This is a genomic window from Marinimicrobium sp. ARAG 43.8, assembly GCF_050113635.1.
In the GTDB taxonomy this organism is placed as follows: Bacteria; Pseudomonadota; Gammaproteobacteria; order Pseudomonadales; family Cellvibrionaceae; genus Marinimicrobium.
The window spans coordinates 1-12,839 of the sequence record NZ_JBNJLT010000009.1; the positions used below are offsets into that span (position 1 = coordinate 1).

The 12,839-nt window shown below is 57.5% G+C and carries 11 protein-coding genes; 4 read left to right on the forward strand and 7 right to left on the reverse strand.

The window, feature by feature from the left end:
- Positions 1-225 precede the first annotated feature (225 nt).
- From ACQCLF_RS14655 to ACQCLF_RS14665, 3 genes are all read left to right on the forward strand, one after another.
- Positions 226-1,596, forward strand: a complete 1,371-nt coding sequence (locus tag ACQCLF_RS14655; protein ID WP_426988591.1) for an MFS transporter — start codon at positions 226-228, stop codon at positions 1,594-1,596.
- 63 nt (positions 1,597-1,659) lie between these two features.
- On the forward strand, positions 1,660-2,214 hold the full coding sequence (gene ssb, locus ACQCLF_RS14660; RefSeq protein WP_426988593.1) for a single-stranded DNA-binding protein: 555 nt from the start codon (positions 1,660-1,662) through the stop codon (positions 2,212-2,214).
- A 44-nt stretch (positions 2,215-2,258) separates the two neighbouring features.
- Positions 2,259-3,131, forward strand: a complete 873-nt coding sequence (locus tag ACQCLF_RS14665; RefSeq protein WP_426988595.1) for a sugar nucleotide-binding protein — start codon at positions 2,259-2,261, stop codon at positions 3,129-3,131.
- 74 nt (positions 3,132-3,205) lie between these two features.
- Here ACQCLF_RS14665 and fabB read toward each other — a convergent pair whose 3' ends face one another.
- The 7 genes from fabB to ACQCLF_RS14700 all read right to left on the reverse strand — a co-directional run bounded on the left by fabB (position 3,206) and on the right by ACQCLF_RS14700 (position 10,753).
- Positions 3,206-4,423 (reverse strand): beta-ketoacyl-ACP synthase I, encoded by a 1,218-nt coding sequence (fabB, locus tag ACQCLF_RS14670; protein ID WP_426988597.1) that lies wholly within the window; start codon positions 4,421-4,423, stop codon positions 3,206-3,208.
- Positions 4,424-4,560: 137 nt separating this feature from the next.
- Positions 4,561-5,085, reverse strand: coding sequence for a 3-hydroxyacyl-[acyl-carrier-protein] dehydratase FabA (fabA, locus tag ACQCLF_RS14675; protein ID WP_426988599.1), 525 nt, complete (start codon positions 5,083-5,085; stop codon positions 4,561-4,563).
- A 121-nt stretch (positions 5,086-5,206) separates the two neighbouring features.
- Positions 5,207-6,169, reverse strand: a complete 963-nt coding sequence (locus ACQCLF_RS14680) for a polyprenyl synthetase family protein (RefSeq protein ID WP_426988693.1) — start codon at positions 6,167-6,169, stop codon at positions 5,207-5,209.
- 220 nt (positions 6,170-6,389) lie between these two features.
- On the reverse strand, positions 6,390-7,463 hold the full coding sequence (locus tag ACQCLF_RS14685) for an efflux RND transporter periplasmic adaptor subunit (protein ID WP_426988601.1): 1,074 nt from the start codon (positions 7,461-7,463) through the stop codon (positions 6,390-6,392).
- 85 nt (positions 7,464-7,548) lie between these two features.
- Positions 7,549-8,799, reverse strand: a complete 1,251-nt coding sequence (locus ACQCLF_RS14690; protein WP_426988603.1) for an ABC transporter permease — start codon at positions 8,797-8,799, stop codon at positions 7,549-7,551.
- A gap of 15 nt (positions 8,800-8,814) precedes the next feature.
- On the reverse strand, positions 8,815-10,035 hold the full coding sequence (locus tag ACQCLF_RS14695; RefSeq protein ID WP_426988605.1) for an ABC transporter permease: 1,221 nt from the start codon (positions 10,033-10,035) through the stop codon (positions 8,815-8,817).
- Positions 10,036-10,069: 34 nt separating this feature from the next.
- Positions 10,070-10,753, reverse strand: a complete 684-nt coding sequence (locus tag ACQCLF_RS14700) for an ABC transporter ATP-binding protein (protein WP_426988695.1) — start codon at positions 10,751-10,753, stop codon at positions 10,070-10,072.
- 361 nt (positions 10,754-11,114) lie between these two features.
- Here ACQCLF_RS14700 and ACQCLF_RS14705 point away from each other — a divergent pair, with 361 nt between their 5' ends.
- On the forward strand, positions 11,115-12,785 hold the full coding sequence (locus tag ACQCLF_RS14705; RefSeq protein ID WP_426988607.1) for a serine/threonine protein kinase: 1,671 nt from the start codon (positions 11,115-11,117) through the stop codon (positions 12,783-12,785).
- Positions 12,786-12,839 lie beyond the last annotated feature (54 nt).

Consider the following 12,839-nt stretch of genomic DNA (forward strand, 5'->3'; position numbering starts at 1 on the left):
ACGACGCTCTTCCGATCTCTGGTGGTGTATGCCCTTTGGGGGCTCTTGGAGGCATGGATGCCGACATGAAGCCTACAGGGATGTATTTACGGCGGGTCTCCCGAATTCACACTGGGTCACAAGGCGGAGGTGGTGGAGAAAGACGAAGTTTCATGGGAAGAAAGCGGTAATCGTTCTATATGTTAGAATCCGCCTCCCACTTTCCCTACGCATCAGGAGCTTGCCTTGTCCATCGCCCAGGCCCCCTTCGAGCGCCGCACCGTGGCCTCCCTGGCCATGCTGTACGCCTTTCGTATGCTCGGCCTGTTCATGGTGTTGCCCGTTCTGACGCTTTACGGCGACAGTTACAGCGGAGCCAGCCCCCTGCTGCTCGGCCTCGCACTGGGAGCCTACGGTTTCAGTCAGGCGATCCTGCAAATTCCCTTTGGCGTTCTCTCCGATCGCATTGGTCGCAAGCCGGTAATCGCCGCGGGTTTGTTGGTGTTTACTATCGGCAGCGTGCTGGCGGCACAGGCCGACTCGGTGTACGAACTGATACTGGGGCGTCTGTTGCAAGGTGGTGGTGCCATAGCTGGTGCCGTGATGGCGCTGCTGGCCGATTTGACCTCTGAGGAAAACCGGACCAAGGCCATGGCTACCATTGGTGGGGCTATCGGTCTTTCCTTTTCTCTGGCGCTGGTGATCGGGCCGTTGCTGGCCTCCTGGGGTGGCTTGGCGGCGATTTTCTGGTTGACCGCCCTGTTGGGGTTGGTTGGGCTCTGGGTGCTGTGGAAGCTGGTGCCGAGCGTCAAGCGCCCGCCACGGCGTCGCCGCGAAGTGGGCGCCGTACCCGAGCTGATTCGTGACGTTCTGCGTGATCGCGAGTTACTGCGTTTGAATCTTGGCATTTTTGTTCTGCATTTTGTACTCATGGCGCTGTTTCTGGTCATGCCCGGGCGCTTGGAGGGGGATCTCGGAGTGACTCGCGACCATCACTGGTTTGTGTATTTGCCGCTGCTGGCAGGGGCATTTATTGCGATGTTGCCGTTCATCATCATCGGTGAAAAGCGGCGGCAAATGAAGCCAGTGTTTCTGCTGGCTGTCGGGTTGCTGGGCGTGTCGCTTTTGGCGCAGCTTTGGGCTCACTCCGTGGTGTGGGTACTGGCGACGCTGTTTCTCTTCTTTATGGCGTTCAACTTACTGGAGGCCAGCCTTCCATCGCTGGTGAGTAAAACGGCCCCGGCCGGGGCTAAGGGAACGGCGACCAGCATTTATTCCAGTTGTCAGTTCTTCGGCGCCTTCGCTGGTGGTTCCCTCGGTGGCTGGTTGCTGCAAAGCGGTGGGCCGGCGTTGGTGGCTGGGGTCTCCCTCGGGCTAGTGATGCTCTGGTGGCTGGTCGCCGCCGGTATGCGTCCACCCCGGTATCTGGCCAGCCTGTTGATGCCGTTGCAGGGGCGTGTGAGTGAGGAGTTCAGCGAGCGGCTTTATCAGGTGCCGGGTGTAGAAGAGGTGGTCGTGGTGGAAAGCGAGGGCACTGCCTACCTGAAAGTGGACTCCCAACGGGTGGATCGCAAGCAATTGACCGCCATTGCGGAGCAGTGTGTATTCCCCCGCTGACAGTCTCAGGCCGCTGGTGTATGCTGACGGCCATTTAACACGTTTTAATGCTAGGAGGCCAAAATGGCTCGCGGAATCAACAAAGTCATCCTGATCGGGAATCTGGGGGCCGACCCCGAAACCCGCTATATGCCCTCGGGGGGAGCCGTCACCAACGTCAATCTGGCGACCAGTGAGCAGTGGAAAGATCGTCAAACCGGTCAGCCCCAGGAGCGCACGGAGTGGCACCGGGTGGTGTTTTTCAATCGCCTGGCGGAAATCGCCGGGGAATATTTGAAAAAAGGCAGTAAGGTTTATGTGGAAGGATCGCTGCGCACCCGCAAATGGCAGGGGCAGGATGGTCAGGATCGCTATACCACGGAGATCGTAGGCAACGAGATGCAAATGCTCGACAGCCGCGGCGGTGAAAGCGGCGGTTTTGGTGGCGGTTATGGCAACCAGTCGGGTTCGTCAGATGATTACTCTTCCCCCCAAGGTAGTGCTCCTCAGGGTGGCAACTTTGGTGGTGGGCAGAACGCGCCGCAAGGCGGTGGTCAGGGTGGACAAAGTAATGCGCCTCGCGGTGGCCAACAGCCAGCGGGTGGCTTCGATAGTTTCGATGACGATATTCCCTTCTAGCCTCTTCATCGCTAGCCCATTCATCGAAAGGTGCATAACCCGGTTTGAAGCTGCTGTTAACTGATTCCTCTCACGCCTTGGGGCAAGCTCTGGAGCACGAACTGGAGCGGGAGCCCTTTGGGCTCATTTTGCCTCGCTCGGCGCAACTGACCTGGACTGACCCCGGAGAGGTTCGCGCGTATTTTGATCATCAGTCTCCAGGGTTGGTGATCAACACGCTCGGCTGGGCGGATAACCCGGATACAGCGCAATGTCGCTTGATTCGCGATGCGGCTCGCCTGCTGGCAGAAGTCTGCCATGAAAGAGCGCTGCCGATGATCCAGCTCTCCAGCTACCGGGTTTTTGGTGGCAATACCAAGAGCAGTCATTCGGAGAAAGATGTGCCAGCTCCCCAGAGCGAGGCCGGACAGGCCTGGTTTGATGCAGAGCAGGTGGTAGCGGAACGACTGAAGCAATACGTGACATTGCGGTTAAGCTGGGTGATCGACAGCCATGGCAATAATCGCCTTACCCGTTTGCTGGAGGGCTTGTTCTCCAGCGATACGGTATCCGTGAATGCGAGGCTGAAAGGTTGTCCCACGGCGCTCTCCGACGTGGCTCGTGTCGTGGTGGGCGTCATACGCCAAATCGATTGCGGGGCGGACAACTGGGGAGTCATGCACTATGCCAGTCGCGATGCCTGCACGGAGCAGGCGTTTGCAGAGCGAGTGCTGGAGGTCCTGGAGCAATTGGATGCCTGGCCGCCGCAGGCGAGGTTGGAGTCCACAGATTGCCTCTCTCAGGATGAACCCGTGAGTGCGGTATTGGGTATTCGGAAGCTGCGAGATGGATTTGGGGTTCAGGCTCGTTCGTGGGAGCCGTATCTGGTCCCGATGGTGCGCCAGTGGCTGCACCATCGGTCCAGTGAATCGCTCTAGTGAGTTAAAGAGAGCGGCGCTTGAAAAGGCTCTCGCCCCCTCTGCCTCTGTGGCGGCCAGCGGCCGATTGAGTTTCAGTCTTCCAGACGCTGGAACACGAGGCAGGCGTTGGTGCCGCCAAATCCGAAGCTGTTGGAGAGAATCCGGTTTAGCGTGACGTTATCCTGCCGCTCAATCGCAATGGGCAGCCCCTCTGCTTCGGAATCGAGCGCTTCGATATTGGCCGAGGCACAAATGAAGTTGTGCTGCATCATCAGGAGGCTGTAGATCGCTTCCTGAACGCCGGTCGCCCCTAGCGAGTGTCCTGTTAGAGACTTGGTGGAGCTGATGGTCGGCACGTTGTCCCGAAAGGTTGCCCGGATCGCTTTCAGCTCGGCCAGATCCCCAACGGGTGTGCTGGTGCCGTGCGAGTTGATGTAATCGATGGGGCCGTGCGTGGTGGCCAGCGCTTGCTGCATGCAGCGAATAGCGCCTTCGCCGGAGGGGGCCACCATGTCGTACCCATCGGAGTTGGCACCATAGCCAACCAGTTCGGCGTAGATTTTGGCGCCGCGCGCCTTGGCGTGTTCATACTCTTCCAGTACCAGGCAGCCACCGCCGCCGGCTATCACAAAGCCGTCTCGATGGGCATCGTAAGCCCGGGAGGCTTTCTCTGGTGTGTCGTTGTACTGCGTGGACAGAGCGCCCATCGCGTCAAACAGGCTGGTCAGCGTCCAGTGTTCTTCCTCGCCGCCACCGGCAAATACCACATCCTGTTTACCGAGCTGGATCTGCTCCATGGCGCTGCCGATGCAGTGAGCACTGGTGGCGCAGGCCGAGGAGATGGAGTAGTTGAGTCCTTTGATCTTGAACGGAGTGGCCAGACAGGCAGAGGTCGTGCTGCCCATGGTTTGGGTGACTCGGTAAGGTCCGACCCGCTTCAGGCCCTTTTCACGCAAGACATCCGCAGCCTCCACTAGGTTTTTGGAAGAAGCGCCACCGGAGCCCATGATAATGCCCGTGCGCTCGTTGGATACCTGTGACTCTTTCAGGCCGGAATCGGCAATTGCCTGCTCCATGGAAAGGTAAGCGAAAGCGGCGGCATCGCCCATGAAACGTAGAATCTTGCGGTCAATACGCTCTTTCAGGTCAATATTGACGGACCCAGCCACCTGGCTGCGGAAGCCGCGCTCGGCGTAACTGTCCTGAAAAGTGATCCCCGAACGTCCCGCGCGCAATGCCTCTAGAACGGTGGCGATTTCATTACCTAAGCACGACACAATGCCCATGCCGGTAACTACAACGCGTTTCATAGGCTACCTCTTATCTCTGTTTGTAGCGGAAGCTGTGAGCGCCATTATGCCACACAACCTGGCCCCAAGTGCCGGTCTTGGACCGGTTCTGGGGGGCAAAGTTTAACGCCAGTGGCATGGTTGGGACACCGCTTTAATTAAAAGGAATCGGTGTTCTGGAACAGCCCGACGCGCAAGTCGTTGGCAAAGTAGATGTCTTTGCCATCCACGGCGACGCGGCCATCGGCGATGCCCATAATCAACTTGCGTTCGATGACCCGCTTCAGGCTGATGTGGTAGGTCACTTTCTTGGCTGTTGGCAGAATCTGGCCCGTAAATTTCACTTCGCCACACCCCAGGGCTCGACCACGCCCGGGATTGCCCCGCCAGCCGAGGTAAAAGCCGACCAGTTGCCACATGGCATCCAGTCCCAGGCAGCCGGGCATAACCGGGTCACCCGGGAAGTGGCACTCAAAGAACCACAAGTCCGGAGCGATATCCAGTTCGGCGACGATTTCGCCTTTGTTGTATTCGCCGCCGTTTTCGCCGATATGGGCAATGCGGTCCAGCATCAGCATATTGGGCACGGGCAGCTGGGCGTTGCCGGGGCCAAACATACGGCCGTGGCCACATTCGAGCAGTTCTTCACGGCTATAGGCGTTCTTCTGGACAAAGGCGTTCATAATCTGGGCTCTGTTGCGGTCTGAGTCAGTCCCGTCGCGTGCCCGCTTTCCGGGCCGACGAAACGGCAAAGGTCGCCATTCTACCGTCTGTGGGGCGGTTGTCTAGGGGCTGTTATCAGCCTCAATGAGTGCGAGCGAGGGCAAAGTCGGCCACGTCTGCCATTGCCCGGGTGTAAGCGTTCTCCGGGAGCAAGGAAAGCCGCTCCCGGGCTTTGCTGACCTGAGCGCGTGCGGCCTGAAGGGTGTAGTCCAAAGCGCCAGTGGTTTCGACGATGGACAGAATCTCTTCCAATCGATTGGCATCACCGGCACGGATGGCGGTGGCGATCAACTCGGATTGTGCGGAGGTGCCATGCTGCATGGCGTGAATCAGCGGCAAAGTGGGCTTGCCCTCGGCGAGATCATCGCCAACGTTCTTGCCAAGTGCCTCGGCGTCACCTCTATAGTCCAGCGCGTCGTCTACCAGTTGGAACGCCGTCCCGACATGGTGTCCATAATCTCGCAATGCCTCGCGTTGCGCATCGCTGGCATCGCTGAGCAGTGCCGCCACTTCACAGGCTGAGGCAAATAAAATGGCGGTTTTCTTTTCAATGACCGAATAGTAATCGGCCTCGGTGACGGCGGGGTCCTTGGCATTGGCCAGTTGTTGTACCTCTCCTTCGGCAATCCGGTTCGTGGTCTCTGACAGCACCGACATGATATCCATGCGGCCAATGGCCACCATCATCTGAAATGCACGGGAGTAAAGAAAGTCGCCTACCAATACAGCCGGGGCGTTGCCCCATTGCGCATTGGCCGTAAGGCGGCCCCGGCGCCGCTCGGAAGTGTCAACGACATCGTCGTGGAGCAGCGTGGCGGTGTGGATAAATTCAATGATGGCGGCCAAGTCCAGGTGGTCCCGGCCTTTATAATTGAGGGCGCGGCAAGTGAGCAGAACCATCAATGGTCGAAGTCGCTTGCCGCCAGCGTCGATCAGATAATGTCCGATGTTTTCGACCAGTTCGACGTCGGAGTACAGCTGTTCGAGAATGCGCCGGTTAACGGCTTCGAAGTCGTCGGCGACGACCTGATGAAAAGGCAGCATGAGTGGTCTGGCTCTGTAATTCATTTCGGAAACGCATCCTAGCAGGCCGGGGGAGACTGTCAAGAATGTCGGCGATGGGGGCAGGGTGCCGCTGAGGGGGAGGTGGGGCGGTTGAAGACCCGCCGTGAATACATCCATGTAGGCTTCATGTCGGCATCCATGCCTCCAAGAGTCTTCAACCGCCCCACCTCCCCCTCAGCAGCACCCTGGCATCAGACGCCTATTGCTTTTTGAGCGTTTCGTCTTCGGTCAGGCCCTCAACAATCTCAATATTAATACCATCGGAAACGCCTGTGACCACTTTGCGCTTTTCGAACTGCTGTGGACCGGTTTCCACTTCCACATAGGTGCCATCTTCTTCAAATAACAGGTTTCCCTCGTTGATCGCCAGAACATCTTCGCGCTGATTCAAAATAATGTCGGCGTTTGCGCTGTAACCGGCCCGCAGGAAATCTCCCTTTTCGAGAGTGATGGCGGCGCGAATCTCAAAGTTAATGGTGCCTTGCTCTTCAATCCCTTTGGGCGATATGTACTCCAGCGTAGCGGGGAAGGTCTCGCTATCGAGTGCACCAATGTTCAGTATCAGGTCCATTCCCTCCCGCAATTTGCCGACTTCAGATTCGTCGACTTTACCTTCGAAAATCAGGTCGGTCATGTCAGCAATAATGGCGATGGTGGTGCCTTCGTTGAAGGTGTTGGACTCGATGACGAACACCCCTTCCTTGACCGGCACGTCCAGCACCATGCCCGAGGAGGTGGCACGCACACGGTTGGAGGTCTGGTCGGCGGTGGTCGTGGAGCCTTCGGTAATCAGTGAGACATTGTTCTCGGCGGAGCGCACGGCTTCCTTTTGCAGGTTGTAGGTCAACATGAACTGGTTGAAATCAGACTCTGAAATCAGTTTACGTTCGAACAGGCTGCGCTGCCGGGCCAGCTCCCGCTCGGCATTGAGCAGGTTCAGCCGGGCACTTTCCAATTGCGACTGCGCTTGGTTCAAGTGTTCCATATTCGGGATCAGGCGGATCAGCGCGATCAGGTCACCTTCACTGACTTGCTCTCCGCCCTCAAGGTACAGCTCCTCCACGACGCCCGGCACCTGGGATTTTACATTGACTTCCCGGCGTGGAACGATGGTGCCGATGGCTACCGTTTTCTGAGTAATATCGGTTCTGAGCGGCGTGTCTGTGCTAAATACCACGGGGCTTTCCTGAGACTTCTGGTACAAAAACCAGGTGGTGCCGACAAACAGCGCCAGAACCAGGATCAGAATGCCGAACGACAGCAGTTTTTTCATGGAATCTCCTTACGACCTAAAGTAAGCCGGCCATAGTATTTTGTGTTATCAGTATCTTGTGTTATCCGCCGTTGGCGGCGGCCGGTTATTCATCTTGTAGAGCAATAATTGGATCGACCCCGGCCGCTTTTTTGGCGGGCAGCCACGCCGCCAGCAGGCCCGACAGAATTAACACCGCGATGGCAATCATCGCTGTGCCGAAATCAATTTCGGGGTGACGGAAGGTGCCATTCCCCGGCAACAGGTTACTGATGGCCTCCAGTAAGGCGACGCCAGCGACCAGCCCGAGGTAGCCCGCCAGTGCCGTGATGACCAGAGCTTCCAGCACGATCATTCCGGTTATTGACGCGGGCGTTGCTCCCAGTGCTTTGCGCAGACCGATCTCTCGTGTTCGCTCGCGCACGACGATCAGCATGATATTGCCGACACCGATGGCACCCGCCAGAATGGTGCCAATCGCCACCAGCCAACTGAATACGCGAATACCAATAAACAGCCCCTGGATACGGTCAAAAAAGGATTGCATGTTCCAACTGCCAAATACCGCCCGGTCGTCCGGGTGCACCTGGTGGTAGCTTTGCAGTAACGCTCGAACTTTGTTCTCCACCGCCTCAGCGTGGTGCCCCGGTTTGGGGACAATCGTCAGGCTGCCCACCCAGCCCACCTGATTGAAGGCATAGCGCAGAGTCCGGTTGGGAATGAAAATGGAGAGTTCCTCATTGGCCGCATTGTCGCCGGTGAGCATGGATGTAAACGTGCCCACGACCAGAAAGTTGACGCCGTGGATATCAATATTCTGGCCGATGGGGTTTTCCCAGGGCGCGAAAAGCACCTCTTGCACCCCGTGGCCAATAATGGCGATTTTACGCTTCTGCTCGTGATCGTTCTGATTGATGAAACGACCGGACACATTGAGTGAGTGCAGGTGTTGGGTGCCTGGGTGTGAGCCCCGAACCGTAAAGGTGCCGCTGCTGCTGCCCCTGGAAATATATTGCTCATTCCCCCAGCCGCCCAGCCGGTTGAACCCGGCTACGAACGCGACCTCGTCAGAAAGCCTCGCTCGAACCAGTTCGGCATCAATGGGTTTGAGGGTGATTTGCCGTCCTTTGGAAAGCCCGGCATAGGGGATCTGGGTTGGTCGGGCTGACCATAAGAAAATGGAATTGGTCACTTCACCAAAATTGGAGGTCATCCCATTTTCCAGTCCGCGCCCGGCACCGAGCAGAATTACCAGCATGAAAATACCCCAAAACACCCCGAACGCTGTCAGTATGGTGCGTAATTTATGCTGCTTGAGCGTCGCTGCGATCTCCTGCCATTTTTCCCAATCAAACATAATCGTCATCGCCCGCTATTCAGCGCGCATCGCCTCCACCGGAGAGATGGCGGCGGCTTTCAGGGCAGGAGCCAGTCCCGCGAGCGTCCCTACGCCAATCAGCAGCGCAAGCGCTGTTAACGCCAACTGAAAGTCCACCTCTGGCTGCGCGAAGAACGTCATTTGCAGGTTGAGCGTACGCAGCACATAGCTCACCAGCTCCAGCAGGCCCACGCCCAGCACCAGGCCCGCGTAGCCGGCCAGGCCGGTGATCAGCACTGACTCCAGCAGCAAACCGCTGACGATTCCGATGGGGCGGGCACCCAGCGCCTTGCGCACACCGATTTCGCGAGTACGCTCCTTCACCGTAATAATCATGATGTTGCTGACGCCGACAATGCCGGCCGTGAGCGTCCCCAGGCCGACAAACCATAAAAAAGCGTTCAGCCCGGTGAATACCTGATTCAGGCCCTCGGCCTGTCGCGCTAGGTTGTTGATGCGAATGGCTTGCCGGTCATTGGGAGACACCTGGTGGCGGCGCTGCAGCAGCTCTTTTACACGTTCCTCCAGCGCGTAGCCATCTTCGCCGGGTGCCGGACGCAAAGCGATGGTACTGACGCGTTCCCCGCCGCCAAAGGTGGCCCCGAACGCGCTGCGGGGTAAATAGATACGCTCGGACATACGGCCTTCCCGCCCGCCATCGTAGAAGACGCCGACCACGGTAAACGTAATGCGGTTGATGCGAATGTCTTTCCCGAGGGCGGGCACTCCCATGGGAAACAGCGCGTCGCGCACCGTCGTGCCGATGGCGGCCACCTTGCGTCGCTCCTCTTCGTCGAGCTCATGCAGTTTGCGGCCATCGGGGAAATCGATATTGCCTTTAATCTGGAAATACTCGTCGGCTACGCCCAGCACATCGAAATTTGCCGCGCGATCGCCAAAGGTGATTTCTGCGCTCGCCTGCCGGAAGGCGCCCAGCGGTGTTTCGCTGGAGAGCACGCCCACACCGGGAATTTGCTGGCGAATGGCCCTCATATCGCTTTCTGTCAACACAATTTGCCGGTCTGGTCCCAGGCCGCGGTAGGGGATGGCGGTTTTGCCCGCGTGAACCCAGATGGTGTCCGTCAGATCGTGGATAAAGCTCCGCTCGGCGCCATGCTGCATGCCGCGACCTGCACCGAGCAGCAAGACCAGCATGAAAATCCCCCAGAAAACCCCAAAGGCGGTGAGGGCGGTGCGTAACTTGTTACGCCGCATCGTGAACAGGATTTCCTGGAAGGCGTCTATCATCTCAGGCCGGCTCGGCGGCCGGGTCCGCGATAATGCGACCATCGCGGAGCACGATGCGGCGCTGGGTTTGCGCGGCGATTTCCGGCTCGTGCGTCACGATGATCAGGGTGTTTCCCTGGCGATGCACGGAATGCAGCAGTTCCATGACCTCGTGGGTGGTAACGCTATCGAGGGCGCCGGTGGGCTCATCGGCCAGAATGACCTTCGGTTGCGTGACCAGGGCCCGAGCGATAGCAACGCGCTGCTTCTGGCCACCGGACAGTTCGTTCGGCATGTGATGAGCACGGTCGGCCAAGCCGACTCGCTCGAGATAGTGCCGAGCCTGCTCATTCCTCGCCTTGCGACCCACGCCTTGGTAGTACAGAGGCAACGCCACGTTTTCCAGGGCATTTTTGAAGGGCAGAAGGTTGAAAGACTGGAACACAAAACCAATCAGCTGGTTGCGGAACTGGGCGGCCCGCCGCTCGCTCAGCCGTTCCATGGGCTGATCCGCCAGGCGATAGTGACCTTCGTCGTAGCGGTCCAGCAAGCCGAGAATGTTCAGCAGGGTGGATTTGCCAGAACCGGAGGACCCCATGATGGATACCAGTTCCCCGGCGCGGATATGCAGGTCTATACCTTTGAGAACATGCAACCGCTGCTGGGCACTGCCGTAGTATTTATGGATATTATCGAGGTGAATCATCGCGTCTGGCATTGTGGAGTAATAGTTGTGGGCACCATTTTGCCTGTATTTGGTGCGTAACGCCATGGTCAAATGATTGACGCTAACCGCTGCGCTTCCCTCCTCGTCTCCCTACCTGAAAGTCAGTGTCCGCTCGCCTCGACTCCCCTTCCAACCGCCGACGATCAACAGGTCTTCCGGTCCGTCATAAAACCTTCATAAAAATGACGCTTAAGGTTCACAAATCTTGTTGAACATAGGCGCCACGAGAGAGAAGCAGGACGTTTCTCATGCCGGTGCCCGTGAGGCGGGAAAGCCTCCGGTGGCTTCGGCCTCAACCGTTTTTCCAAAAAAGCGATCCACACTTGGGAGTGCTCTGTTTATGAAAATCTTGAATCTGGTGAGCGTAACAGCTCTAACGGCGGTACTGGCCGCCTGTGGTGGTGGCGATATTGAGATCGACGCCCGCAACCAATCCAATACTGATAACTCGGTGGGCGATGGCAGCAATAACTCAGGCGGCGGTGGTAATGGCGGCGGCAATGGCGATAACAACCCCTGTGCGGCCTATAGCGAAGAAGGCACGGATTACCAGGGCACTTACGATGGGCAGCATTGTACCTATGGTTCCGACTTCGTCAGCCTGAGCAACCCCTATACGGGTGATGAAGAGCTGGTGTTTGCCGATCTGCCCAACGACGGCGCGCATATCTTTAACGACAGCCTGATGATTGGTCGTAATTATGACAACGACGCCGATATGGCGGAGGCCGGCATCACCCAGGGCGGGGACGGTTCGGTGCTGCGACTGGAAGCTGGCACTATCCTGGCGTTCCGTTCCAACGACGACTACTTCGTTATCAACCGCGGCTCTCAGGTATTCGCCGAAGGTTCTGCAACCGCACCCGTGACGGTAACCTCCACCTCTGATATCGATGGTGCTGTGGGTGCCGAAGATGTTCAGGAGTGGGGCGGTATGATCATCAACGGTTTCGGTGTGACCAACAAGTGTGGGTATACCGGCTCTGTTGACGGTGGCGACCTCGCGACTTCCGACTGTCATATTGCGGCGGAAGGTAAGGCCGGTGCCGGTCAGACTTTCTACGGTGGTGATAACAATGATGATAATTCCGGTGTTCTGAACTACTTCGTGCTGAAGCATTCCGGTGCGCAAGTGGCTCCGGATAATGAGCTGAACGGCATTTCGTTTAACGCTGTAGGTCGTGGCACAGAGGTGGACTACCTGCAAGTGTACTCAACCTATGATGATGGTATTGAGTTCTTTGGCGGTGCTGTCAACGTCAGCCACTTTGTCGGACTGTATGCCCAGGACGATACCATCGATATCGACGAGGCTTACTCGGGAACGATTGATTATGCGTTGGTTATCCAGGGCGAAGACAATGGTGACCACTGCATCGAGTCCGACGGTATCGGTAGCTGGGACGACCTTGATCAAGCGACGATTGCTGATTTCATCAGCCGCGGTCTGAACTCTCGTGCCACGGTTAAAAACCTGACCTGTATCGTATCGCCGAACGAGCTGGGAACGCACGCAGCTGGCCACGGCTGGCGTATTCGCGAGGCACATTTCCCTGTTATTCAGAACTCGATCCTCACTACGGCGTATATGGCCGACAGCAGCGAGGATAACTATTGTGTCCGAATTGACTCGGACGAAGGACTGCAGGCGGCGGAAGATGGCGACCTGGTGATTGAGCAATCTCTGATTGCCTGTCATGACCTGACAACCGGTAATGACCTGCCGGGCGGACAAACCCAGCTGCAATTCCTGCAAGCTAGCAACGATGTGGTTCAGACTGATGCCGCTGGAGAAGATCCCACCATGGCAGGCAATCCCGGCCTGCAGATCCTGAACGGCTTCTACTCTCTGCCAATCGGTGATGTGCAAATCAATGGGGGTGCGCCCACGATTACTCCGACCGAGAGTCGCGGCTTTGTCGGTGCGGTGACGGCTGATGATGATTGGACTGCTGGCTGGACTTACGGTCTGCATCAGGACAATCGCGGTCAACCGCTGTGGTTTGAGTAAGCACAGGCCCTGACCATCCCAATCGAAATACTCTTCGATTGCCGTAATGAAAAG